Source organism: Rhodococcus sp. SJ-2, from assembly GCF_053750035.1.
In genome coordinates this window covers 1,894,447-1,917,741 of sequence record NZ_CM132340.1, presented here as the reverse complement: position 1 = coordinate 1,917,741, position 23,295 = coordinate 1,894,447, and the positions used below count along the sequence as shown (strand labels likewise).

Annotated in this window: 23 protein-coding genes and 1 pseudogene; 13 read left to right on the top strand and 11 right to left on the bottom strand. The window is 65.0% G+C overall.

Annotation, left to right across the window (positions count from 1 at the left end; translation table 11 throughout):
• Positions 1–11: 11 nt before the first annotated feature.
• The 6 genes from catA to ACSYG9_RS08840 all read left to right on the top strand — a co-directional run bounded on the left by catA (position 12) and on the right by ACSYG9_RS08840 (position 5,988).
• Positions 12–863: a catechol 1,2-dioxygenase gene (gene catA / locus ACSYG9_RS08865; RefSeq protein WP_440126814.1), complete on the top strand. Its 852-nt coding sequence runs from the start codon at positions 12–14 to the stop codon at positions 861–863.
• A gap of 111 nt (positions 864–974) precedes the next feature.
• A complete protein-coding gene (locus ACSYG9_RS08860) occupies positions 975–2,102 on the top strand; it encodes a muconate/chloromuconate family cycloisomerase (protein ID WP_440126813.1) in 1,128 nt (375 codons plus the stop codon).
• 30 nt (positions 2,103–2,132) lie between these two features.
• The gene (gene catC / locus ACSYG9_RS08855) at positions 2,133–2,414 is read left to right on the top strand and encodes a muconolactone Delta-isomerase (protein ID WP_440126812.1); all 282 of its coding nucleotides are present in this window, start codon (positions 2,133–2,135) and stop codon (positions 2,412–2,414) included.
• Positions 2,415–2,649: 235 nt separating this feature from the next.
• A complete protein-coding gene (locus ACSYG9_RS08850) occupies positions 2,650–3,201 on the top strand; it encodes an NADPH-dependent FMN reductase (RefSeq protein WP_454842128.1) in 552 nt (183 codons plus the stop codon).
• Positions 3,202–3,762: 561 nt separating this feature from the next.
• Positions 3,763–4,899: an alkaline phosphatase family protein gene (locus tag ACSYG9_RS08845; protein ID WP_454842127.1), complete on the top strand. Its 1,137-nt coding sequence runs from the start codon at positions 3,763–3,765 to the stop codon at positions 4,897–4,899.
• 105 nt (positions 4,900–5,004) lie between these two features.
• Complete coding sequence (locus ACSYG9_RS08840; protein WP_454842126.1) at positions 5,005–5,988, top strand: alpha/beta hydrolase; 984 nt, start codon at positions 5,005–5,007, stop codon at positions 5,986–5,988.
• Positions 5,989–5,992: 4 nt separating this feature from the next.
• Here the strand turns inward: ACSYG9_RS08840 and ygiD are convergent, their stop codons facing one another.
• Both ygiD and ACSYG9_RS08830 read right to left on the bottom strand, forming a co-directional pair.
• The gene (gene ygiD / locus ACSYG9_RS08835) at positions 5,993–6,838 is read right to left on the bottom strand and encodes a 4,5-DOPA-extradiol-dioxygenase (RefSeq protein WP_454842918.1); all 846 of its coding nucleotides are present in this window, start codon (positions 6,836–6,838) and stop codon (positions 5,993–5,995) included.
• Between the two features lie 21 nt (positions 6,839–6,859).
• Complete coding sequence (locus tag ACSYG9_RS08830) at positions 6,860–7,708, bottom strand: alpha/beta hydrolase (protein ID WP_454842124.1); 849 nt, start codon at positions 7,706–7,708, stop codon at positions 6,860–6,862.
• 126 nt (positions 7,709–7,834) lie between these two features.
• Here ACSYG9_RS08830 and ACSYG9_RS08825 point away from each other — a divergent pair, with 126 nt between their 5' ends.
• Positions 7,835–8,572, top strand: a complete 738-nt coding sequence (locus ACSYG9_RS08825; protein WP_440126807.1) for an oxygen-binding di-iron domain-containing protein — start codon at positions 7,835–7,837, stop codon at positions 8,570–8,572.
• Between the two features lie 199 nt (positions 8,573–8,771).
• Positions 8,772–10,421 (top strand): ATP-binding cassette domain-containing protein, encoded by a 1,650-nt coding sequence (locus tag ACSYG9_RS08820; RefSeq protein WP_440126806.1) that lies wholly within the window; start codon positions 8,772–8,774, stop codon positions 10,419–10,421.
• A 49-nt stretch (positions 10,422–10,470) separates the two neighbouring features.
• Here the strand turns inward: ACSYG9_RS08820 and ACSYG9_RS08815 are convergent, their stop codons facing one another.
• The 4 genes from ACSYG9_RS08815 to ACSYG9_RS08800 form a co-directional block, all read right to left on the bottom strand.
• Complete coding sequence (locus ACSYG9_RS08815) at positions 10,471–11,631, bottom strand: iron-containing alcohol dehydrogenase (protein ID WP_440126805.1); 1,161 nt, start codon at positions 11,629–11,631, stop codon at positions 10,471–10,473.
• Between the two features lie 105 nt (positions 11,632–11,736).
• Entirely contained in the window at positions 11,737–11,937 is a 201-nt protein-coding gene (locus ACSYG9_RS08810; protein WP_440126804.1) for a hypothetical protein, read from the bottom strand.
• A 103-nt stretch (positions 11,938–12,040) separates the two neighbouring features.
• A complete protein-coding gene (locus ACSYG9_RS08805) occupies positions 12,041–13,255 on the bottom strand; it encodes an oxygenase MpaB family protein (protein WP_454842120.1) in 1,215 nt (404 codons plus the stop codon).
• A gap of 104 nt (positions 13,256–13,359) precedes the next feature.
• Positions 13,360–14,277, bottom strand: a complete 918-nt coding sequence (locus tag ACSYG9_RS08800) for a LysR family transcriptional regulator (RefSeq protein WP_440126802.1) — start codon at positions 14,275–14,277, stop codon at positions 13,360–13,362.
• A gap of 124 nt (positions 14,278–14,401) precedes the next feature.
• On the opposite strand from ACSYG9_RS08800, the gene ACSYG9_RS08795 reads away from it, so the two are divergent.
• The 3 genes from ACSYG9_RS08795 (at position 14,402) to ACSYG9_RS08785 (ending at position 17,289) form a co-directional block, all read left to right on the top strand.
• Entirely contained in the window at positions 14,402–15,853 is a 1,452-nt protein-coding gene (locus ACSYG9_RS08795) for an FAD-dependent oxidoreductase (RefSeq protein ID WP_440126801.1), read from the top strand.
• A gap of 200 nt (positions 15,854–16,053) precedes the next feature.
• Entirely contained in the window at positions 16,054–16,218 is a 165-nt protein-coding gene (locus tag ACSYG9_RS08790; protein WP_440126800.1) for a hypothetical protein, read from the top strand.
• 33 nt (positions 16,219–16,251) lie between these two features.
• Positions 16,252–17,289 carry an NADP-dependent oxidoreductase gene (locus ACSYG9_RS08785; RefSeq protein WP_454842118.1) on the top strand — a complete coding sequence of 346 codons (1,038 nt, stop codon included), beginning with the start codon at positions 16,252–16,254 and terminating at the stop codon, positions 17,287–17,289.
• Between the two features lie 4 nt (positions 17,290–17,293).
• Here the strand turns inward: ACSYG9_RS08785 and ACSYG9_RS08780 are convergent, their stop codons facing one another.
• The 4 genes and pseudogenes from ACSYG9_RS08780 to pcaD form a co-directional block, all read right to left on the bottom strand.
• Positions 17,294–17,710: a DoxX family protein gene (locus ACSYG9_RS08780; RefSeq protein ID WP_132476880.1), complete on the bottom strand. Its 417-nt coding sequence runs from the start codon at positions 17,708–17,710 to the stop codon at positions 17,294–17,296.
• Positions 17,711–17,782: 72 nt separating this feature from the next.
• Positions 17,783–18,994: an acetyl-CoA C-acetyltransferase gene (locus ACSYG9_RS08775; RefSeq protein WP_440126798.1), complete on the bottom strand. Its 1,212-nt coding sequence runs from the start codon at positions 18,992–18,994 to the stop codon at positions 17,783–17,785.
• A gap of 15 nt (positions 18,995–19,009) precedes the next feature.
• Complete coding sequence (locus ACSYG9_RS08770) at positions 19,010–19,813, bottom strand: IclR family transcriptional regulator (protein ID WP_454842115.1); 804 nt, start codon at positions 19,811–19,813, stop codon at positions 19,010–19,012.
• Positions 19,814–19,827: 14 nt separating this feature from the next.
• A pseudogene (pcaD, locus tag ACSYG9_RS08765) lies at positions 19,828–20,583 on the bottom strand (3-oxoadipate enol-lactonase); the annotation flags it as partial.
• A 150-nt stretch (positions 20,584–20,733) separates the two neighbouring features.
• On the opposite strand from pcaD, the gene ACSYG9_RS08760 reads away from it, so the two are divergent.
• Positions 20,734–21,480 (top strand): CoA transferase subunit A, encoded by a 747-nt coding sequence (locus ACSYG9_RS08760; protein ID WP_169689512.1) that lies wholly within the window; start codon positions 20,734–20,736, stop codon positions 21,478–21,480.
• Complete coding sequence (locus ACSYG9_RS08755; RefSeq protein WP_440126796.1) at positions 21,477–22,121, top strand: CoA transferase subunit B; 645 nt, start codon at positions 21,477–21,479, stop codon at positions 22,119–22,121. Before ACSYG9_RS08760 ends, ACSYG9_RS08755 begins: the two co-directional genes overlap by 4 nt.
• 18 nt (positions 22,122–22,139) lie before the next feature.
• Here ACSYG9_RS08755 and ACSYG9_RS08750 read toward each other — a convergent pair whose 3' ends face one another.
• The gene (locus ACSYG9_RS08750; RefSeq protein WP_440126795.1) at positions 22,140–23,279 is read right to left on the bottom strand and encodes an AI-2E family transporter; all 1,140 of its coding nucleotides are present in this window, start codon (positions 23,277–23,279) and stop codon (positions 22,140–22,142) included.
• Between the last annotated feature and the right edge of the window lie 16 nt (positions 23,280–23,295).

Below are 23,295 nucleotides of genomic sequence, written 5' to 3'. Positions count from 1 at the left end.
GAGGAGAGTCCATGACCACCACCGAGAACCCGACCGCTCACGGTTCCGGCAACGCCGCCACCGACAAGTTCAAGTCCGAGCGGGTTTCGTCCGACACTTCCGTCGAGCGCGCGGCCGCGATCTACAAGGACGTGCTCGAGGCGCTGGCGGGGGTCGTCCACAAGCACGAGGTGACGTACGACGAGTACCGCGTCCTCAAGCAGTGGATGATCGACGTCGGTGAGTACGGCGAATGGCCGCTGTGGCTGGACGTCTTCGTCGAGCACGAGGTCGAGGAAGTCAACTACAGCCGCAAGCACTTCACCGGCACCAAGGGTTCCATCGAAGGCCCCTACTACGTTCCGAACGCTCCGAAACTGCCGTCCAAGTGCACCATGCCGATGCGCGAGAAGGACAAGGTCGCCCCGCCGCTGATCTTCAAGGGCAAGGTCACCGACCTCGAGGGCAACGGCATCGCCGGCGCCACCGTCGAACTCTGGCACGCCGACGAAGACGGCTACTACTCGCAGTTCGCTCCTGATATCCCGGAGTGGAACCTGCGCGGCACGATCGTGGCCGACGAGGACGGCAACTACGAGATCACCACACTCAAGCCGGCTCCCTACCAGATCCCGAACGACGGCCCCACCGGTTGGTTCATCAAGTCCTACGGCGGTCACCCGTGGCGTCCTGCTCACCTGCACCTGCTGGTGTCGGCGCCGGGTAAGCGCGCAATCACCACCCAGCTCTACTTCAAGGGCGGCGAGTGGGTCGAAGACGACGTCGCGACCGCTACCAAGCCGGAGCTCATCCTGGACCCGCAGCCGAACGCCGACGGTATCGCCGAGGTGAGCTACGACTTCGTGCTCGATCCCGAAGCGTGATTCACCTTTGACCTCGAATGCCGGTGTCCCACAGGGGCGCCGGCATTCGGCGCGTATGTACCTCTGCCGTATCGACCGTCACACCCAGAACCGATTGTGAGCTGACCGAAGATGTCCGACCCCGACCTGTTGATCGTTTCCGTCGAATCGACGATCGTCGACGTACCCCTGATTCGTCCGCACAAATTCGCGACCACGACCTCGGAAGTACAGCCGATCCTGTTCGTCGCCGTCACCACTGCCGGCGGAATCACCGGTTACGGCGAAGGTGTCGTGCCGGGAGGTCCGTGGTGGGGCGGCGAATCCGTCGAGACGATGAAGCAGATCGTCGATCGCTACATCGGTCCCTACATCATCGGTCGCGGCGTCGACGAGATCAGCGGCGTGATGCTCGACATCGAACGGATCGTCGCGAACGCCCGTTTCGCGAAGGCCGCGGTCGATGTCGCAATGCACGACGCCTGGGGTCGCAGCCTCGGCGTGCCGGTCGCGTCACTGCTCGGTGGCGCGTTCCGCACCGGAGTCGACGTACGCTGGGCGCTCGGCGCGGCACCTCTCGAGGAGATCGTCGAAGAGGTCACCCACAAGATGGAGCAGCGCCTCAACTTCTCGTTCAAGCTCAAGATGGGTGCGCTCGATCCCGTCGTCGATACCGACCGCGTGGTGAAGATCGTGGAGGCATTCGACGGCAAGGTCGGATTCAGCATCGATGTGAACGCGCGCTGGGATCGTTTCACCGCGCTGCGTCACGTTCCGCAGCTCGTCGACGGCGGTGTGGAACTCATCGAACAGCCGACCCCGGCCGACCAGCTCGATGTCCTCGCCGAGATCAATCGCCGCGTCTCCGCACCCGTCATGGCCGACGAATCCGTCCAGACCCCGCACGACGCATACGAGGTCGCCAAACTCGCCGCGGCCGACGTCATCGCCCTCAAGACCACCAAATGCGGTGGTCTGCAGCGCAGCAAGGAAGTGGTCGCGGTCGCCAAGGCCGCCGGTCTTCGCTGCCACGGCGCGACGTCCATCGAAGGCCCGATCGGTACCGCCGCGTCCATTCATTTCGCATGCTCCGAACCCGGAATCAACTACGGTACGGAACTGTTCGGCCCCCAGTTGTTCGCAGTCGAGCTGCTGAAGAAGCCCCTCGAGTACTCCGAAGGACAAGTGCACCTGCCGGAGGGTCCCGGCCTCGGTGTCGAACTCGACATGGACGTCGTCAAGAAGTACGCGCGAGACTGACCCCCCACACCCGAAGAAGGAGAAAACCCCATGGCACTGTTCCACGTTCGGATGGACGTCAACATCCCGCGCGACCTCGACCCCGAGGTGCGCGCCGAGACCATCGCGAAGGAGAAGGCCTACAGCCAGGAACTTCAGCGGGCGGGTAAGTGGCCCGAAATCTGGCGCATCGTCGGCAAGTACAGCAACATCTCCATCTTCGACGTGGACTCGGCCGATGAGTTGCACGAGATCCTGTTCAACCTGCCGTTGTTCCCGTACATGAACATCGAGGTCATGGCGCTGACGAAGCACGGATCGGACGTCAAGTAGCCACCTCCCGCTGGTACGGCACTCGAATATCCGCACTCTTCTCGAAGGGGTGCGGATATTCGCTTGTAGGAGAAAAGCGGAATTCTGTTCGAGTGCGCAGTTATTGACGCGTTCTCTCACTGAAACCGTCGATAACTGCACGGTCGATCGGGTTATCCGTCCATCCGGCGAGACACTTGCATCCAGAGAGCGTCAACGATGTCCGGAACGACTTGCGGGAATGTAGAGTCCGGGGATGACTGGTCCTCGGCTCCTCCTCATCTCCGGTTCCTTGCGTGACGGGTCGAGCAACAGCGCGGCGATCCGCACGGTGGCAGCCCAGCTGGAGTCCGACGCCGACGTCACCGTCTACGCCGAAATGGGACTGTTGCCGCACTTCAACCCCGACGTCGAGGCCACGGCGTTGCCGGACGTCGTCGCGTGTCTGCGCAGGAACATCGACGACGCCGTCGCGGTCTTGATCTGCACGCCCGAGTACGCCGGAGCGCTCCCGGGCTCGTTCAAGAATCTGCTGGACTGGACCGTCGGTGGAATGGAGATTGTCGACAAGCCCGTGGCGTGGATCAACGTGTCGGCGAACGCAACCAATGCGGCGGGCGCTCATGCGTCGCTCGAGACCGTCCTGAATTACACGGGAGCCGACATCGTCCACGATGCCTGCCGGCATGTTCCGGTGGCCGCCGCGGATCTGTCGAGCGACGGACTGGTGAGCACGTCGGCCGTGGTCGACGAGCTGCGATCGGCGGCGCTGACGCTCCTCGAGCGAGTGCGGCAGGAACCGGCCTGACGAAGTGGACGCCCTGCGGGCGGCTGCACCCAACCGTACGGAGACCCTGCGGGTCCCTGAGCTTGCCTTCGGCCCCTTCCACACAGCTGCCCGGTCCCCATGTCCCGATAGACCACTTGTCGTCGATCGCGACCGACGCGCCCGCAGTCTGGGATGCATAGATCGAACCGCGGTCGAAACGAGATCGCCGAGTTCACCGGACTTACCGGGGCTCAGGTGCGATATGCGCCAGGGAAGTTGACCGAGGAACGACTGGTACGGGTCGACGGGCGACAGGGCGTGCGGACAACTCGCTATGTGCGGAACTCGTAGTGTTGGTGCTCGACAGCCACATAGAGAAAGAAGGCGCACTGTGGGGCCGTAAATGTCACGGTCCCGTGCAATGCTTTGCCTGCAGGTCGTCGACCTGCACATTCGCCCCTCCCACACTGACAATATTTCGAGTGAGTGAGCGCTGGAATCGCTCACTGCGTCGACGCGGAACGAGCCGTACGCGGCCGGAGAAATCGGCACGCCGAGCGGTAAAGGACGGCCGGGGTGAGTCGGGGCCATACTCGAAGTATGAGCCTGCCGCTGCGCGACGTGTACGCCGAGCCCACCCTCGCCGACCTCCTGCCATCGGTGCTCGCTTCCGCGGGCGTCGCCGGTGAGATGAACCGCCTCGGGCTTGCCGAGTGCTCCAGGACGGTCGTGCTTCTCGTCGACGGTATGGGCTGGGAACTGCTGCAACGAAACAAGAAGGTTGCACCGTTTCTCACCTCCGCCCCCGGACACGCGATCCGCGCCGGCTTCCCCACGACCACCGCGGTGAGTATCGCGTCACTCGGAACCGGGCTGCCGTCGGGACGCCACGGCATCACCGGCTATCAGTCGTATGTCGACGAGATCGAAGCACCCCTCAATTGGCTGCGCTGGACACTCGCGGGCACCGCCATCGACAAGCGCGACGAACTGGTCCCCGAGGACGTGCAACCGCACCCGACGGCGTTCGAACGTGGCGCCGATGCGGGCATCGCCGTCACTACCGTCGTTCCGAAGCACTTCGACGGCAGTGGCCTGACCCGCGCTGTTCTGCGCGGCGGCGCATTCGTCGGGGTCTCCGCCTACGGTGATCTGCTCGCCCGTGTCGTGTCGGCAACCGGCGCCGACGAACGCAGCCTCGTCTACTGCTATCTCGGCGAGGTCGACACACTCGGCCACGTGTATGGGCCCGAATCCGATGCGTGGCTCGCGCAGCTCACTATCGTCGACCGGTTCGTCGAGCAACTCGCGGGTGCGCTTCCCCGCGGGACCCGGCTGCTCGTCACCGCCGATCACGGCATGATCGATGCTTCCCGCGGGCGACGCATCGACTTCGACCACACCCCAGGACTCGGTGAGGACGTGAGCGTCATCGCCGGTGAGCCACGGTGCAGGCACGTCTACACCGACAGCGTCGGCGAGGTGCTCGAGCGCTGGCGAAACGAACTCGGCGAGCAGATGTGGGTCGGTACCCGCGACGAGGTGATCGCCGCCGGCCTGTTCGGCCCCGAGCCCGCACCGTCGCTCGTCGGCCGCATCGGCGACATCGTCGCGATCGGAATGGGGGAGTCGTCGGTGATCCGCACGGACGGTGAACGGGTGATGTCGGAACTGCCCGGGCAACACGGCGCACTCACCGACGACGAACTACTCGTGCCACTTCTGTGTCTTCAGTGACAGGGCGTCTTCAGTGACAGGGTCGAGTGTGGTGAGCCGCAGAACTGGCCATGACGTGTGCAATGTCGCGTACCCGCGAACGCATTTGTCACATAGTGTGTGCACATGAGCTCCAGTGCTTCTGTGACCTGGCACGATCGGACGAGTCGGATCGCGCTGATCCTTCTCTGGGTCGTCCGGATTCTCGTCAAGCCGATTCTGAGCATCTGGCCGAGCAACGACTTCGGAATCGGCCTCCTCGGCAGGCTTTCGTGGGTGGTCGACAAGGTCACCCCCAGGCCGCGGTCGGTGGAGATCGTCGACACCGATCTCGGCGGAGTGCCCGGCGAGTGCATCATCTCGCCCAAACCCGTCGATGATCCGCTCGAGGATGCCACCATCCTGTACTTCCACGGCGGCGGTTTCATCTTCTGCGGACCCTCGACACACCGGCAGTTGTGTGTGCAGCTTGCTCTCGATTCGGGGGCACCCGTGTATTCGATGGACTATCGGCAGGTCCCGGCCGTCCCCATCGCGGGATCGGTCCACGACGCGATGAATGCGTACACCGCACTGGTCGAGACAGCAGTCGATCCCACCAGGATCATCGTCGGCGGCGACTCGGCCGGCGGATATCTCGCCGTCAAGGTCGCCGAACTCGCTGCGCGACGCGGTATCCAGCGGCCGGCCGCCGTCATCGGTTATTCGCCGTTGCTGAGCCTGGACCTCGACGACTCCGGCCACGATCTCGAGTACATGAAGAAGGACGCCTATCTGCCGATCGAAGCACTCGAGAAGTTGCGCCCGCGCTGGCTCGCGGGTCAGGAAGCGATCGAAGGCGAGATGAACCCCGTCGACGCCGACCCGGCTCTCTTCCCTCCGATGTTCCTGTGTGCAGCCGAATTCGAACTCACCCGGCCCGACGTCGAGGACATGAGCGAGCGCCTCGCCGAGGCGGGAAACACGGTGGAGACGCACCTGTGGCGCGAGCAGATCCATGCGTGGCCGGTCCTCGCGCGAGCATTGCCCGAGGCGATGGAACTCATCGGGCTGAGCACCCGGTTCGCGCGGCGTGCCGTCGTCGCCGTAGACAATGGACGCGCCGCCTGACCTGTCACAGGTTGGTGTTGAGTGGATCCGTCGAATCGGGAAGTCCGGCACTGTGGTCGTCGCTGCCGGGAATCGAAAGATGCTGAGCACCAGCGGTGTACGACGTCATGGACAACGACCCGTAGTTCACCCCGGTGACGAGGGTGTCGGGCTGTTCTCCGGCGGCGGCGAGCAGGCCTGCGAAATGCATCATCGGAATGAAGTGATCCGGTGTGGGAACAGCTTTCGCGAAATCGGCATGCTCGGCCAACGACGGTGCGTCGCCTGGTCGCTCGCGAAGTAGTTCGCCGGCGGCTTCGTCGAACCGCTTCGCCCAGTCGAAGCCCTCGTCCGGTTTACCTGCATCCAGCATGCGGAGGTTGTGCACGATATTGCCGCTACCGACGATCAGAACACCCGAATCCCTCAGCGCCGCGAGTTTCGCGCCGAGTTCCAGATGGTACTCGAGAGGTTTGAATGCGTTGAGGCTCAGCTGGACCACCGGCACGTCCGCGTTGGGAAACATATGGGTGAGCACAGACCACGTGCCGTGGTCGATGCCCCATGAATCGACGTCGCCACCCACCCATTTCGGACGGGCCAGGTCGGCGATCTCCTCTGTCAGCTCGGGCAGTCCGGGTGCGGGGTATTCGACATCGAACAACTCCTGCGGGAATCCGAAGAAGTCGTGGATCGTGCGCGGCGACGGCATTGCCGTCACGGCTGTGGCATTGATGAACCAATGAGCCGAAATCGACAGGATCGCACGCGGCGTCGGCACCGACTTCCCGAACGAGGCCCAGGTCTGCGTGTACCGATTCGATTCGAGAGCGTTGAGCGGGCTGCCGTGGCCGATGAACGCCACCGGCATGTGCGGGGTCATGAAACTCACTTACCTTTCCGGAGAGATGCGAGGACGCAACCACTCGACGAGCTCTCCGAGCACCCGGTCGTTCTCGGGCTCATTGAACACCTCGTGGAACAACCCGTCGTAAAGCTTCAGAGTCAGATCTCGCGAGCCCGCGCGGTCGGCGATGAGCTGAGCACCTGCGGGGTCGGCCAGTGTGTCCGCGGTGCCGTGCAGCACCAGCACCGGCAACGTGAGCGACGGCAAACGCTGCGGCAGGCTCTGCTCGTTGTCGATCAGGACGCGCGCGATCCCGGCGGGAACCAATCCGTGGTGCACGAGCGGATCGGCCTGGTACGCCGCGACGACCGCGGGATCCCGCGACACGGCATTGCTGTCGAGTTTCTGCACCGGCAGATCGGGGAGGAACCGGCCGATCACCTTGCCGATCTCCACGACGATGCCCGGCGTCCCGGACGTCACGATCACCGCCGGTCCGGACAGTGCAAGCGCCGTCAGACGATCCTGGTGGTCGAGCGCATACGCCAACGCGATAGCTCCACCCATCGAATGGCCGAGCAGGAAGACCGGCAGGCCCGGATACGCCTGCGTTGCGATATCGACCAGCGAATCGAGGTCGTCGGTGAAAGCCGACATCGCCCGTGCGTGCAGTCGTTTGCCGCCCGAGCGGCCGTGGCCGCGGTGGTCGGGAGCGAACACGACCAGCCCCAGCTCGGTAAGGCGCCGCGCGACGTGATCGTAGCGGCGTGCATGCTCACCGAGTCCGTGCGTGAGAACCAGCACGCCTGCGATCTCGGCGTTGTCGGGCGACCACAGGTCGTACACGATCCGAGTGTCGTTGCCTCCGTTGAACGAGGACTCGGTGTGCTGCATGGGGATCTCCTACCGGCTGGTCGACGTGCTGTCCTCGCATCCTTGCACGAGTACCAGGTGCGGTCTTGTAAGTAAGCCGAGACCGGAGGAACCTCGGAAAGGGGACTGTAAGCGAGAGGGACAGCGATGGACACCCTGATCACCGAAATTGCCCCCGACATCTACCGCCTGTCCACATTCGTCGACGAGGCGAACCTGACGATGAACCAGTTCCTCATCGACGGCGATGAGCCACTGCTGTTCCACACTGGGTACCGCGCATTGTTCCCCCACGTTTCCGAGGCCCTCGCGCGAGTGGTCCCGCTGGATCGACTGCGGTGGATCACGTTCGGTCACGTCGAGGCCGACGAATGCGGCTCCATGAATTCCTGGCTGGAAGTCGCGCCGTCAGCGGAGGTTGCGCACGGAGCAATGGCTTGCTTCGTCCAGGTGAACGACCTCGCAGATAGACCTCCACGGCCCTTGCAGGACGGCGATGTTCTGGACACTGGCCGCCGCAGGGTCCGCCACATCGACACACCTCACGTTCCGCACGGGTGGGATGCCGGACTGATGTTCGAGGAGACGACCTCGACGCTGCTGTGCGGCGACCTGTTCACAGCATTCGGGAAGTATCCGGCGCAGACAGACCATGAGATGGTCGGTCCCGCACTGGCTGCTGAGGATCTGGGGCACGCGACGTGCTTGACGCCGGAATTGGCGCCCACCATCCGAGCTCTCGCCGATCTGCAGCCGCGTACACTTGCGCCGATGCACGCACCGGCATACGACGGAAACGGTGTCGCGGCCCTGGAGGAGCTGGCGATAGCCTACGAAACGCGCTTCACCGCTGCGGTCGATGCACTCCGCCACGACGGTGCGTAATTCGATTGACACGGCGCAGGACGAACGTACCCTGGACGACGTGATTCAAGCGCTTCTTTTCAACTGACGACGCAAGCCCCGCGACCCGTGATGTAGCCGGGCGGGGCCGACGCGTGTCCCCAGGCCGCCCACACGGCCGTTCGTCAGAAGCGCAGTCGTCCATATTGCCGTGGTCGACGCGCCTCCATCCGGAGGAAGAATGACCATCACTATCACCCTGCCTCGGCGCGCGCGTGCGCAGCTCGGAGCGACCGGCGTGCACATCGCTCGCGGTGGCCGTCCTGTACTGCAGGGCGTCGACCTCGCCTTGACGCCCGGTGCGAGGCTCGGTGTCGTCGGCGACAACGGTCGCGGCAAGACGACGCTGATCAACGTGCTGGCAGGCCGGCTCGAACCAGATGCGGGCACAGTGCGGTGCTTCGGGTCGCTTGGGTTCGCCGAGCAGGAGATGGCCGTCACCGAGACCCGCACGGTCGGTGACCTCATCGACATCGAGCTCGTCCATGTTCGTGAAGTGCTGCGCCTGCTCGACGAGGCAACAGTTGCCCTCGCCGAGCAGGAACCCGGTGCGGCGGAGTTGTATACCGACGTCCTCGATGCCGCCGAGCAGCTTGACGCGTGGGACGCCGACCGGCGCGTCGATTCCGCCCTCGATGCCCTGGGAGCGATAACCGATCGGTCGCGGCTGCTCACCGAAATGTCGGTGGGACAACGCTACCGCGTTCGGCTGGCTGCTCTGCTCGGCGCCGAGCACGATTTCCTGCTCCTCGACGAACCGACCAACCACCTCGATGCGTCAGGGCTCGAGTACCTCACCGAGCGGCTGCGTACCACCCGCAGTGGCGTCGTCCTCGTCAGTCACGATCGTGCTCTGCTCACTGACGTCGCGACGTCGATTCTCGACCTCGACCCCAGTGTCGACGGTCGTCCACGCCTGTACGGCGGCGGGTACGCCGGATATCGCAAGGGACGTGTCGCGGAGTACGAGCGATGGGTCGACGAGTACAACCGTCAGCAGGCGGAGCATGCGCGTCTGGCCGTGGATCTCGAGGCAGCCCGGAACCGGCTCGTCTCCGGCTGGCGCCCCGACAAGGGGACCGGCAAGCACCAGCGCGCCACCCGCGCCCCTGCCCTGGTGCAGTCGGTGCATCGACGGCAGGAGACGCTCGACGAGCATGCCGTCACCACTCCACCACCGCCGCTGAAATTCTCGATGCCCGCGCTCGGCGCGGAGCTCGACGGGATCGGTACCGACGCGCCGCTGATTCGAGCAGAGGACGTTGCCGTGTCGGGCCGTCTCCCCACGCCGGTCTCACTCACGCTCGGTGCGGGCAGCCGGCTCGCCGTGACCGGGCCCAACGGCGCAGGCAAGTCGTCGTTCCTTTGTGTGCTCGCAGGCGAATTACCACCCACCTCCGGAGATCTGGACATCGTCGAGCACGTACGGGTCGGGCGGCTCGCCCAGGAATCACCATCGCCGTCCGGGGCGTCCGTGAGGGACGTGTACGACAGGCACATCGGCGCGCTCGAATCCGCAGGTGTTGTGGGGGGTGCGGAGGTGGTGGCGCTCGAGGAGCTGGGTCTGTTCACCGATCATGATCTGGATCAACGAGTTCGGGATCTGTCGATGGGACAGCAACGCAGACTGGATCTCGCGATGGTACTCGCCGCACGGCCCCATGTGCTGTTGCTCGACGAGCCCACCAACCATCTGTCGATCACGCTCGTCGACGAGCTGACCGACGCGCTCGGGGTGACCGATGCGGTGGTCGTGCTCGCGACACATGACCGGCAGCTGCGACGGGATATCGCCGACTGGCCGCATCTCGAGCTGGAAAGGACTTCCTGAAGTCGTGTGGATTCGAGCCTGTCCAATCCGGACTCGAATCCACACTCTCTCAGCCGTACACCTGCGCGTAGAGATCCCGGATCTCGGCGTCGGTGGGAATGAGCGGATTGTTGTTCGGCGACCCGGAGGCCAGGGCCTGCTCGGCCATGAGGGGGATCAGCTCGTCCCACCGCGCTTTGTCGATGCCGTAGGCCTTGGGAGTCGGGACCTCGACATCGCGGCACAGTTCGTGTAGTGCCTCGACGAGGTTGTTCGCCGCGGCTGTGTCGTCGTCGCTGCTGGTGGCCACGCCCAGTGCTCGCGCGCAGTCGGCGTAGCGGGATTCTGCTGCTCCGGCAGAGAAGGCGGTGACGGCGGGGAAGAGCATCGCGTTCGACAGTCCGTGCGCGACATGGAAATGCGCACCGATGGGTCGGCTCATACCGTGCACGAGGGCGACGGACGAGTTGGAGAACGCGATCCCGGCCTGGGTGGCGGCAAGCATCATCTGCTCGCGTGCTTCGGCGTCGCTGCCGTCGACATACACACGTCGCAGCATGCGGCCGATCGTGCCGATGGCGATGAGCGCAAGGCTGTCGGAGAAGGGGTTGGCCTTGCGGCTGACGTAGGCCTCGATGGCGTGGGTGAGGGCGTCGACACCGGTGTCGGCGGTCAGTCGCGGCGGCATCGACAGGGTCAGTCGGTAATCGATCACCGCAGCCGTCGGCAGGAAGGCGAGGCCCGGGCAGAGCATCTTCTCGTCGCTCGAGCTGTCGGTGATCACGGTGAATTGGGTTGCCTCCGAACCGCTACCGGCGGTGGTGGGAACGGCGATGACCGGCAGGGCGGGGCCGACGTTGTTACGCGGGGCTTTGTAATCGCGCATCTGCCCGCCCTGTCGGCCGAGAATGCCGAGGGCCTTGGCTGTGTCCATCGGGCTGCCGCCGCCGAACCCGATCACCGAGTCGGCGTCGTGCTCGGTGAGCGCGACGACACCCGCAGCGAGTGAGTCGGTGGTCGGGTCGGGTACGGCGTCGGCGAACAGGCGTGGTGTGACGCCGGCTGCCTCGAGGTTGCCGAGCATCTTCTGGGCGGCGCCGGTACCCACTTGGAACGAATCGGTCACCACCAGTGGGCGTGACAGGCCGAGGCTCGAGACGACGTCGCCGATCTCGCCGACGGCGCCGCCACCGATACGCATGATGCGGGGCAGTGCGATGGGTGCAGTCATGGTCGGATCATGTCATCCGAAGGCTGAAGTGGGGTGTCATCATCTCGAAGTCGGTGCTGAGCAGGACGAGAGGATTACTCGCACTGAGCAGTGAAGCGGAAGGCTCTACAGGAACCCCGGCAGCGACGAGCCGGTTCCGAGTCGGCACTGGAGATCTGCGATGAAGCTACCGGTGGGTATGCACTGGTATGCGACCCCTGTAATCGACGGGCCCGTGGCCGACTCCGGTGGAGCGGCATTCGCGGTTCCGATCGTCACTGTGGTGAGCCCTGCTGCAAGTGCGAGAACGAAGATCGACTTACGCATGCGAGTCCTTTTTCGATGGTCGGACGGGATGCGAATCTAGCACGAACTTCCATTGAATAGCCCTGGGCTCCAAAGTGTTCGGTGAAATTTCCCAAATCAGCCCCTACGCGACTGGGTGGGCGAGGGTTGCCGAGTGGCCGATGGTGGCGTCGCCGTCGAGCATCGTCTTCATGAAGTGCTGCTGTTCGCGCACACCCCGCGCGGCGGCACGTTCGCGTCCGCCACGGCGTAGCGCAGCACACGACCGAAGGAGGTTGAGTGGCAGTTTGAGTACCGGGTACCAGGGCAGGACGAACATCGGCAGGCCGAGTTCCCGCATCGCGCCGGGGCCGAGGAAGGTCGCCGTGATCGACAGGTGCTGCGATCGCGCCAGCCTGCGCCGGAAACTCGGCCTGGTCGAATAGTCCCAGGCCAGTGGGTCGTCGGCCATGGGGACAGAAAGCTGCTTCGTGGTCTCATCCGGTGTCGAAAGTGCATACGACGTGTGGAGGAGCACGCGGACGCAGTCGCGGAAGCCGATGGGCAGGAACTCGTCGGCTACTCCCATCAGCGTCCCGACGTACCGGGTCAGGTGAGCAACGGCCTCGTACTCTCCGGGGCGGCTCACCATTCCCATGCCGATGCCGCCGATAACCGGTGCGACGAGCGCGCCGACGAGGGTGGCAGCCATGTCGGTCTGATTGATGGGTATACCCCACGTTTCGGTGCTCCAGTCGGGCATGGCCGAGACATGGCGCCGGACGATCGCGTGGATGAGCCGGACATGAACGGTCGAGCGGTAGCCGGCGCCTCCAGGGGCGAGTCCGCCGGGACTGATGACGTCGATCGCCCACTGTGATGTTTCGGCGAATCGCGCGTTCGACCCTTTCTCGAGCGCCCCGGTCCGCAGGAGTGTCTGGTTGAATCCGGAGAACATGTAGCCGCCGAGCAAGGCGACGTCGCGGGCTATGTACAGACCATCGGCTCCGCCGCTGCGCATCACACGCGCCCCGAGTTCGATCTTGTCCCAGTCGACCCAGTCGGGCACGGTTTCGACTTCGGTGAAGAAATCTCGGAGTGGCGGGGGCGCGTCGTCGATGCTGTCGATGCCGTCGGCGAGCGCCTTCTCGAACAGCGGTCGGGTGTCTGCCGACCCGGCCGAGTACATCCAGTCGACGAGCCGGTCTGCGGGTGCGTCCCCGACGAGAAGGCATTCGCCCATGCGGCGAAATTCTGCCTCGTCGGGCTTGCGCAGCCCCATGATCAGGCCGAACGCTTTGATCCCTGCGGGAACAGCACACGGTGCTTCGGGGTGGCGCGACGGAATTGGAGTGGTCATGCACGGCCTTTCAGCGTCCGAACTATGACAATTGATGTTGTCAGATGTTCGGTCACTCGTCCAGAGCTGGAAGTCCCGTCTTCGGCGACGGACGGCCGGAGGAGTCAGCTACCGGCGTCGCGCGCGGGAGCAACACTGTTGCTCGCGGGCACGATCGAATGTGCGAGGGCCTGGACCAGGAACTCGAGTTCGGGGGTCGGGGCCGTGCCGCTCCGTACGACGCCGCATACCGGCACCCGCAGCAGACGACGGTTGTCGCGCATGAACTTCAGCCCTTTGCTGGGAGTCTCGGAGGCGGTGCTGGCGTACAGCACCGTCCAGGCGCGCGGATTGGTGAGGACTTCGAGGGTGGCCGTGTGGTCGCTCGCGATCGCCGGACCGAGGCGGACACGTCGCCCCACTTCGACGAACGCGTCCTCTATGACGCGGTGCAGCAGCACCTGGCTGTTCCGCGGCGGAAGCAACAGGGGAAAGTGGGCCAGCTCGCCGAGGTCGACGGTCGAGAATGCGGACAGCGGATGGTGGCCCGAGGTGACGATCACCAGATCCTCGATGCCGAGCCGCACGGTCTCGAGCCCCGGCCGATCCACCTCGCCGCGAATCAGGGCGAGGTCGGCTTCGCCGGAGGCGACAGCGTTGACACGGTCGGTGAAATCCTTGATGACGAACTCGACGTCGATGTGGGGGTAACGCTCGCGGACCTGGGAGATTGCGTCGAGGCTCTGCGTCGCGAAGCTCATGTTGGCGGTGATGCGGATGCTGTCGCGAGGTTCGGTGGCCACTTCGAAGGCGCGCGCTTCGAGGCTGAGTACTTCCGACGCGATCGGCATCAGCCGCAGGCCGGCAGCGGTGAGCTTGACCGATCGCGTGGAGCGGTCGAACAGACTCGTGCCCAGCTCATGCTCCAGTTTCGCGATCTGGTGGCTGATCGCGGACTGCGAGATGAAGCACCGCTCGGCCGCGCGGGAGAAGCTGGACTCCTCGCCGACCGCGAGGAAATAACGTAGCTGCCGGAAGTCCATCTCACCTCATTTATGAGCAGAACAGATAACAGTTTTTCGAATATCCCAGGTTACTGGATACCAAGGGACGTAGATACCTAGGTTGGAGGTCATACATGAACTTCAATGTGGAGGTATCGACAGCATGGGTGGTGCAGACAAGGGAGTGACGACCGTCGTCGACCGGACCGAGGTAGTGATCGTCGGATCCGGATTCGGTGCTCTCGCCGTGGCGAAGAAGCTCGGTAAGGCAGGCACACCGTTCGTCCTCATCTCGGAGACCACCGAGCACCTGTTCCAGCCCTTGCTGTACCAGGTCGCGACGGGCGTCATTTCGCCCGGCGAGATCGCTCCCTCCGTGCGCGCCATCCTCGCGAAGTACCCGAACGCCGATGTGCGTCTCGGCCGCGTGGTCGATGTGAACCCCGACGACAACACCGTCGTGTACGAGGCGGGCGGCAAGCGTCACACGCTCGGCTACGAGCACCTCGTCGCCGCGACCGGCGCTCGGCAGGCCTACTTCGGCCGCGACGAGTTCGCCGACCTCACCTTCGCTCTCAAGACGGTCGACGACGCCGAACGCCTGCGTCGCCAGATCATCCGCTGCTTCGAGGAAGCACACATCACGACCGACCCGGAGCTCCGCAAGAACCTGCTCAGCTTCATCGTCGTGGGCGCAGGCCCGACGGGTGTCGAACTGGCCGGGCAGATCAAGGAACTCGCCCAGCGCTACTTCGCGGAGTCGATCGGCAACATCAAGGGCGAGGACGTCACCGTCACGCTCGTCGAGGGCGCCGACAAGGTACTCCCGCCGTTCGGCGGCAAGCTCAGTGAGTACTCGAAGGAATCGCTCGAGAAGGCAGGCGTCGACGTCGTCGTCAACACGATGGTCACCGACATCGACGAGCACGGCGCGACCCTGAAGACTGCGAACACCGACGAGACCCGTCGCCTCACGGCCGAGACGATCATCTGGTCGGCCGGGATCCAGGCCAACGATTTCGCCGGCGTGCTCGCTGAGCGCACGGGCTGCGAGACCGTCCGGGGCGGCCGTCTTCTCGTCGACAACGACTTCACCGTCGGACGCGCCGACAACATCTACGCCATCGGCGACATGGTCACGCTCGACAACCTGCCCGCGCAGTCGCCGTTCGCGATGCAGGGCGGCCGGCATGTCGCGAAGCTGATCCTCGGCAAGGCACCCGCGGGGACCGCGTTCCAATACCGCGACAAGGGCAGCATGGCGATCATCAACCGCTTCCGCGCGATCACCCGCGTCGGCAAGATCGAACTCACCGGGTTCATCGCGTGGGTCCTGTGGCTCGCTGTGCACCTGGTGTACCTCGTCGGATTCCGCAACCGGTACATCGCGGTGATGTCGTGGTGCGGTTCGTTCCTCGGCCACCGTCGCCCGCACTTCTACTACGCGCAGGAACTCGAACCGGCAGCCCCTGCCGAGGCGGGGAAGCCGGCCGACGCGCCGAAGTCGGACGCATCGAAGGCCGATGCGCCCAAGACGGACGCGACCAGGAACCTGAGCAAACGGGCGAAGAAGAAGGCTGCGGCCGCTGCACGGGAACCCGTCCCGGTCTCGTAGAAATCGCGCATCCGCGCGGATGTTCACGCACGAGGTCCGACCGGCACATGCCGGCCGGACCTCGGTGCATTCGTGCCCCGGGACCGATGTGTGCGCCATGGGATCCGACCGGGTATATGTATGCGAAAGGGGGGCGCACACCAGGTCACGCATGGTGTGCGGTAGTCAGCACCCTCCTCCCATCACCGAGAGGAGTCGATGTGTCGATCCGATCCACGTCCAACGCCAAGGTCAGGTCCCAGACCCAGCATCAGCGTCCGCACCGCATCGTCGAGCACGATGGTCCTTCGTTCACCGAGGCCATCCATTCCCGTTTGTTCTCGAATTACGAGCCTCCGCGAGGTGATCGTCCCGGAGCGGCCTGACGTCGACGAGACAGTAGGGCAGACTGCGAGAGTATGAGCGCATCGTCGAAGATCCAGAGCACACGTATCGTCCTTGCGTCTCGCCCCGACGGGACGCCTACAACCGACAACTTCCGAACCGAGGTCGTCGACCTCCCCGCCCTGTCCGACGGGCAGATCTTGCTGCGGACCGTCTACCTTTCCCTCGATCCCTACATGCGCGGTCGCATGAGTACCGCAAAGTCGTATGCAGATCCTGTGGAACTCGACGACGTGATGGTCGGCGGCACGGTCGGGCAGGTCGTCGAATCGCGACACTCGGGCCTCACCGCCGGCGACTATGTTCTCGCGGGCGCAGGCTGGCAGTCGCACGCCGTCATCAATGGTGACGAGGTGCGCAAGCTCGATCCCGACGCAGCACCGCTGTCCACAGCGCTCGGCGTGCTGGGAATGCCGGGCTTCACGGCCTATTCGGGACTGTTGAAGATCGGGCAGCCGAAGAAAGGCGAGACCGTTGTCGTGGCGGCGGCGACCGGGCCTGTCGGATCTGCGGTCGGCCAGATCGCGAAACGCAAGGGTGCTCGCGCAGTCGGTATCGCGGGCGGACCGGAGAAATGCAAGGCGCTGCTCGACGAGTTCGGGTTCGACGCAGCCGTCGACCACCGCGACCCCGACTTCGCGCAGAAGCTTGCCGACGCGGTACCCGATGGCATCGACGTGTACTTCGAGAACGTCGGCGGGCACGTCGCCGATGCGGTGATGCCGCTGCTGAATCTCTATGCGCGGATACCGGTGTGCGGTCTGGTGGCGCAGTACAACGGCGCCGACCTCGAGCGCCGCGACCGGCTGCCCGGCTTCTTCTCGCTCGTGCTCGTCAAGAGCCTCACGATCCGGGGATTCATCCAATCGGAATTCGTGTCCGAGATGTACCGCGACTTCCTTCGCGAGGCCTCGGAGTGGGTACGCAGCGGTGACCTGAAGTATCGAGAGGACATCGTCGACGGTCTGGAAAACGCGCCGGAAGCGTTCATCGGCCTGCTCGAAGGGAAGAACTTCGGCAAACTGCTCGTGCAGGTCGCGCCGGAACAGTAATGCGTCAGCGACGTGGCGTGCCCGTCGACCACAGTGCCCACAGCACCAGCACGGGCTGGAAGAACAGTCGGATGAGACGCTTCCGGTCGGTGTCGAGGCCGAACGCGCTGCGGCGGTGGAGATACTGCGCAAGGTTGCCGGGGAAAACCGCGACGAAGAACAACGCGGCGATCCGGCCCACGCGGACGCGGTCCCGCGGGAGGACGGCGAGGCCGGCGCCGAGCATGATTTCCACCCCGCCCGACGCCATCACCACTCCGTCCTTGTCCATCGGGACCCAGTCCGGAACTTGCGCCTGAAAGTCCTTACGAGCCCAGAACAGGTGACTCATCCCCGCGAACACCAGGGCCGCGGCGAGGAGATACCGCGCAATCGTCCTCGGCCGAGTGGTAGGTGGCGTTTCCGTCTGCTGATCGGTCATGCTGCGATCGTACGGAGCAGACGGCCCCCGCGGCGGCATCTCGACATCTTCGCCGCGGGGCCGGGCAGCGGATCAGGCGATGCGCTCGAACACCGCGGCGAGACCCTGTCCGCCGCCGATGCACATCGTTTCGAGTCCGTAACGTCCTTCGCGGCGGTCCAATTCGCGCAGCAGTGTCGCGAGGATACGACCGCCGGTCGCGCCGACCGGATGACCGAGGGAGATGCCGGAGCCGTTGGGATTGAGCCGGCTGTCGTCGGCTTCGATGCCCCACGTGCGGGTCACCGCGAGGGCTTGGGCGGCGAACGCCTCGTTGAGTTCGATGATGTCCATATCGGCGAGCGTCAGGCCGAGACGGCCCAGCGCTTTCTCGCTGGCCGGCACCGGGCCGATTCCCATGGTGCGTGGAGGGACTCCGGCCACCGCCCAGCTCGCGAGCCGGGCGAGCGGGCGCAGGCCGAGCTGTGCGGCCTTGTCTGCGGTGGTGACGATCGCGAGTGCGGCGCCGTCGTTCTGGCCGCTCGCGTTGCCCGCGGTGACGGTGGACTCGGGATCGACCTTGCCGCGGATCGGACGCAGCTTCGCGAGTGTCTCGACGGTGGTGTCGGCGCGGGGATGTTCGTCGGTGTCGACGACCAGCGGATCACCTTTGCGCTGCGGCACTGTCACCGGCACGATCTCCTGTGCAAAGACACCGTTGTGCTGCGCGGCGACGGCGCGCTGGTGCGACTGCACCGCGAGTGCGTCCTGATCCTCTCGGCTGATGGAGAATTCGGCGCGCAGGTTCTCGGCCGTCTCGATCATGCCGCCGGGAACGGGGAAGTCGCGGCCTCCGGCGGTGACGCGTGCCCGGGCGAGGCGGTCGTCGAGTGAGACTGCTTCGCCTTTGACTCCCCAGCGCATCCCGGTCGCATAGAACTCGGCCCGGCTCATGGACTCGGCGCCGCCGGCAAGGATCAGGTCGCTGCCGCCGGTCTGGACCTGCATGACGGCCTGCACGATCGCCTGGAGGCCGGAGCCGCAGCGGCGGTCGACCTGGATGCCGGGAACGTCGACGCCGAGACCGGCGTTCAGTGCGGCGATGCGTCCGATCGCGGGGTTCTCACCGCTCGGGGAAGCTTGCCCGAGAATCACGTCGTCGACGTCGGAACCCGAGATGCCGGTGCGCGAGATGATTTCGCGGATGACGGTGGCGGCGAGGTCTTCCGGTGCGATGTCCTTCAGGACGCCGCCGAAGCGGCCCACCGGGGTACGAAGCGGTTCGCAGATCACTACATCGGTCATCAGTTCTCTCTCCGATCAATTCGTCTGGGTGCGGGCGTAATCCGACGAGATCTCGTCCGCGGTGGAAACCAGGGTGGGGACCAGCCGGTCGCGGAGGGTTCCGATCGGGTAGCGGGCGGCGTGGGTGGAGATGTTCACCGCGGCCACCACAGTGCCGGATGCGTCGCGGATCGGTGCGGCGAGCGACCGCAGTCCCTCTTCGAGTTCCTGGTCGACGATGCAGAATCCTTCGCGGCGCACCTTGTCGAGTTCGGCGCGCAACGTATCGCGGGTCTGCACGGTGGTACCGGTGATGGGTGCCAGGTCGGCGCGGGCGAGGTAGTCGTCGAGTTCGACGTCGGGCAGGCCGGCGAGCAGGACGCGGCCCATCGACGTGGCATACGCGGGGAACCGGGTGCCGAGGGTGATCGTGACGGTCATGATGCGGTTGACCGGAACGCGGGCGACGTAGACGACGTCGTCGCGATCGAGCACCGACACCGACGTCGACTCGTGGATCTTCTGGGCGAGAGATTCGAGGTGGGGTCGCGCGATCTCGGGCAGCGAAAGCGCCGACAGGTAGCTGTATCCCAATTCGAGTACCCGCGGAGTGAGCCAGAATTGGGATCCGTCGGTGCGTACGTAACCGAGCTCGGTCAATGTGAGCAGGAAACGGCGCGCGGTCGCGCGGGTGAGGCCGGTGGCGCGTGCGACGTCGGACAGGGTGCGGCGCGGGTTCTCTGCGTCGAACGCTTTGATGACCGACAGTCCGCGGGCGAGCGATTGGACGTAGTCGGGCGAGGCGTCCTTCACGACCGGGCTCGTATCGGTATCGGTCACGACAGGTTCTTCTTCAGGTGCTCGGTGATCAGCTGCGTGACCGTGTCTGCCTGTTCGACGTTCGCGAGATGCGCGCCGGGTGCGACGACGTGGAACTCGGCGGTGGCGATGCCGTCGGCCATGGCCTGCATCACGGCGGGCGGGGTGGCGGGGTCTTCTTCGCCTGCGATCACGAGAGTGGGTGCGGTGATGCGGGCAAGACCGTCGCGGCCGTCCCAGGTCGCGAGGGCTTCGCAGCATGCGGCGTAGCCCTCGTCGGTGGTGCCCTCGACCATCGCGACGTGCCTGCTGACGAGGTCTGGATCGCTCTCGGCGCGACCGGGACTGAACCAGCGCGACACGATGGATGCGGCGATGGAGGCCAATCCGTCGGTGCGCACGGTCTGGGCACGATCGAGCCACGGCTGCGCGGGCAGGAACGCCGAGGACGTGCACAACAGCGTGAGCGAGTCGACGCGCTCGGGATGGTTGGCCGCGAGCCACTGGCCCACGGCGCCCCCGAGGGAGAGTCCGACGTAGTGCACGGACTGCACGTCCAGGGAGTCGAGCAGCGCGAGGATGTCGGCTCCCAGTGCGCTCATCGTGTAAGGGCCGGGCGGTGTGGGCGACGAACCGTGCCCGCGGTGGTCGACAGCGACGACGTGCCAGGTCGAGGACAGTGCGTCGATCTGCGACTGCCACATCGACAGGTCGGATCCGAGTGAGCCGAGGAAGAGCACAGTCGGCGCGGACGGGTCTCCGTGCTGTTCGTAGTGCAGCGTGACAGTCAATGCATGCTCCATTTGTTCGCAATGAGGACGGATGGACGCTATGCGGACAGGCTAGTGCGGTCCTGAGCGTGAAGCAACGGCCTTTGGCGGATTTGTTCGTATTGCGGACGAGGGTTCACATTACGTACGTCGCCGGTTATTCTGGCATGCATGGACAAAGTCGTTGCCTCCGCCGCCGAGGCAGTAGCCGACATCCCCGACGGTGTGACCATCGCCGTCGGTGGATTCGGCCTGGTCGGCATCCCCGAGATCCTCATCGACGCGCTTCTCGAGCAGGGCGCGACCGACCTGGAGACTGTCAGCAACAACTGCGGTACCGACGGTTTCGGTCTGGGCCTGCTTCTCGAGAAGGGCCGTATCCGTCGCACGATTTCGTCGTACGTCGGTGCCAACAAAGAATTCGCCCGTCAGTACCTTTCGGGTGAGCTCGAAGTCGAGCTCACCCCGCAGGGCACACTCGCCGAGCGGATGCGGGCCGGTGGCGCGGGTATCCCCGCGTTCTTCACTCCCGCAGGTGTCGGTACCGCGGTCGAAGAAGGCGGCCTGCCGCTGCGCTACGACGGGCACGGCGGCATCAAGCTCGCCTCGCAGCCCAAGGAAACCCGCGAGTTCGACGGCCAGACCTACGTGATGGAACGGGGTATCGCCGCCGACTACGCACTCGTGCACGCCTGGAAGGGCGATCGGCACGGCAACCTCGTCTACCGGGCCTCGGCCCGCAACTTCAACCCGCCCGCCGCGGCCTCGGGGCGGATCACGATCGCTCAGGTCGAGCATCTCGTCGAGCCGGGCGAACTGGATCCCAACGAGATCCACACCCCCGGTATCCACGTGCAGCGAGTGGTGCACGTCGGCAAGATCGAGGTCGGAATCGAGAATCGGACGGTGCGCTCATGACACAGTCGGCAAAGGGCATGACCCGCGAGCAGATGGCCGCGCGCGTCGCCGGAGAACTGCGCGACGGTCAGTACGTCAACCTCGGTATCGGCATGCCCACGCTGGTGCCGAACTTCATCGAGCCCGGCATCGAGGTCATCCTGCACGCAGAGAACGGTGTGCTCGGCGTCGGCCCGTACCCCACCGAGGACGAGCTCGATCCCGAGCTCATCAACGCGGGTAAGGAAACGATCACCGCGATCCCCGGTGCCTCGTACTTCGACTCGTCGCAATCGTTCGGCATGATCCGCGGCGGTCAGATCGATGTCGCAGTGCTCGGTGCGATGCAGGTCTCGGCCAGGGGCGATATCGCCAACTGGATGATTCCGGGCGCCATGGTCAAGGGCATGGGCGGCGCGATGGACCTCGTGCACGGCGCCAAGCGCGTCATCGTGATGATGGATCACGTCACCAAGAAGGGCGACCCGAAGATCCTCGAGGAATGCGCACTTCCGCTCACCGGCAAACGGTGCGTCCAGCGGATCATCACTGATCTCGCCGTCATCGATGTCATCGACGAGGGGCTGAAGCTCGTCGAGACCGCGCCCGGTGTCACCACCGAAGAAGTGGTCGCTGCGACGGCCGCGAAGCTCATCGTCTGACGGTCCGGCCTTGCTACATCAGCGCGCCTCCGGGTCCTCTGGGCCCGGGGGCGCTGTGCTGTCCGGATCGGGCGGTGGCGACGTCGAGTCGGGTTGTTCGATCAGCGCGTACCGCGTCCCGTAGGACTCGACGAGAGCCTGCAGGATCGCGACCACCGGCACCGATACGAGTGCTCCGACCGCGCCGAACAGGGTCGCCCCGACGATCACCGAACCGAAGGCCACCGCAGGATGGATCGACACGGTGCGTGCCGTGATCCGGGGGTGCAGCACATAGTTCTCGACCTGTTGATAGAGCGTGCCGAACACGACCACCCACACCCCATCGAGTGGTTGCGATGCGGCAGCGATGATCGCGGGCAGTGCGATCGCCAGATACGTACCGAGCGTCGGGATGAACTGGGAGACGACTCCGGTCCAGATCGCGAGCGGTAACCAGTATGGCACGCCGATGATCAGCAGGAAGATCCCGGTCGCGATGGTGCTCGCCGCCGCGAGGATCAACCGCGACACGACGTAGCCGCCTGCTTTCTCGACCGACGTTTCCCATACCTCCGCGATCACTTTCTGCTGCCGCGCGGGAAACCAACTCGAGATTGCCCGCCGCATCTTCGGGCCCTCTGCAGACATGTAGAACACGAACAGAAGAATCGTCAGCAACTGGAAGAGCGTGCCGACCAGGGTGCTCACGACGCCGAGCACGCCCGGTGTGAATCGCTGCGCGAGATCGCGGATCGTGTCCGGCGTGAGGTGGAGCAGGTCGTCGCCGGTCTTGAAGTTGGTGTCGAATGTGCGGTTCGCCCAATCGGTCACCCGCGACAGAGCGTCGGGAAGTGTGGTGAGCAACTGTGCCACCTGTTCGGCGAGGATGGTGCCGAACAGCGCGAAGAACCCGACGGTGAGCACGAACAGGCTCACCATGACCAACCCGGTGCCGGCCCCTCGCCGGAGGCCTCGACGCTCCAGCAGGTCGACGATCGGCTCGATGGTGACGCTGAACAGCCACGCCAGGAAGATCAGGCCGAGAAAGCCTTTCAGGTTGTGGAACAACCAACCCGACATCTGGTAGAACGCGATCGCAAAGAGCACTGCGATGATCGTCGGTCGTAACCACCGAGGCGCACGTGGACGGTCCGCAGTATCGGCGTCATTGCTCATCGCACCTCCTCGGGCG

Excerpts from the sequence above, each read along its gene's own strand:
- ACSYG9_RS08815 (WP_440126805.1), bottom strand. The coding sequence starts at position 11,631 with ATGACTGCACCCATCGCACTGCCCCGCATCATGCGTATCGGTGGCGGC.
- catA (WP_440126814.1), top strand. The coding sequence starts at position 12 with ATGACCACCACCGAGAACCCGACCGCTCACGGTTCCGGCAACGCCGCC.
- ACSYG9_RS08825 (WP_440126807.1), top strand. The coding sequence starts at position 7,835 with ATGGACACCCTGATCACCGAAATTGCCCCCGACATCTACCGCCTGTCC.
- ACSYG9_RS08840 (WP_454842126.1), top strand. The coding sequence starts at position 5,005 with ATGAGCTCCAGTGCTTCTGTGACCTGGCACGATCGGACGAGTCGGATC.
- ACSYG9_RS08830 (WP_454842124.1), bottom strand. The coding sequence starts at position 7,708 with ATGCAGCACACCGAGTCCTCGTTCAACGGAGGCAACGACACTCGGATC.
- ACSYG9_RS08805 (WP_454842120.1), bottom strand. The coding sequence starts at position 13,255 with ATGACCACTCCAATTCCGTCGCGCCACCCCGAAGCACCGTGTGCTGTT.
- ACSYG9_RS08785 (WP_454842118.1), top strand. The coding sequence starts at position 16,252 with ATGAGCGCATCGTCGAAGATCCAGAGCACACGTATCGTCCTTGCGTCT.
- ACSYG9_RS08795 (WP_440126801.1), top strand. The coding sequence starts at position 14,402 with ATGGGTGGTGCAGACAAGGGAGTGACGACCGTCGTCGACCGGACCGAG.
- ACSYG9_RS08860 (WP_440126813.1), top strand. The coding sequence starts at position 975 with ATGTCCGACCCCGACCTGTTGATCGTTTCCGTCGAATCGACGATCGTC.
- ACSYG9_RS08755 (WP_440126796.1), top strand. The coding sequence starts at position 21,477 with ATGACACAGTCGGCAAAGGGCATGACCCGCGAGCAGATGGCCGCGCGC.
- catC (WP_440126812.1), top strand. The coding sequence starts at position 2,133 with ATGGCACTGTTCCACGTTCGGATGGACGTCAACATCCCGCGCGACCTC.
- ACSYG9_RS08750 (WP_440126795.1), bottom strand. The coding sequence starts at position 23,279 with ATGAGCAATGACGCCGATACTGCGGACCGTCCACGTGCGCCTCGGTGG.
- ACSYG9_RS08760 (WP_169689512.1), top strand. The coding sequence starts at position 20,734 with ATGGACAAAGTCGTTGCCTCCGCCGCCGAGGCAGTAGCCGACATCCCC.
- ACSYG9_RS08845 (WP_454842127.1), top strand. The coding sequence starts at position 3,763 with ATGAGCCTGCCGCTGCGCGACGTGTACGCCGAGCCCACCCTCGCCGAC.
- ACSYG9_RS08810 (WP_440126804.1), bottom strand. The coding sequence starts at position 11,937 with ATGCGTAAGTCGATCTTCGTTCTCGCACTTGCAGCAGGGCTCACCACA.
- ACSYG9_RS08800 (WP_440126802.1), bottom strand. The coding sequence starts at position 14,277 with ATGGACTTCCGGCAGCTACGTTATTTCCTCGCGGTCGGCGAGGAGTCC.
- ACSYG9_RS08775 (WP_440126798.1), bottom strand. The coding sequence starts at position 18,994 with ATGACCGATGTAGTGATCTGCGAACCGCTTCGTACCCCGGTGGGCCGC.
- ACSYG9_RS08850 (WP_454842128.1), top strand. The coding sequence starts at position 2,650 with ATGACTGGTCCTCGGCTCCTCCTCATCTCCGGTTCCTTGCGTGACGGG.
- ygiD (WP_454842918.1), bottom strand. The coding sequence starts at position 6,838 with ATGCCGGTGGCGTTCATCGGCCACGGCAGCCCGCTCAACGCTCTCGAA.
- ACSYG9_RS08820 (WP_440126806.1), top strand. The coding sequence starts at position 8,772 with ATGACCATCACTATCACCCTGCCTCGGCGCGCGCGTGCGCAGCTCGGA.
- ACSYG9_RS08780 (WP_132476880.1), bottom strand. The coding sequence starts at position 17,710 with ATGACCGATCAGCAGACGGAAACGCCACCTACCACTCGGCCGAGGACG.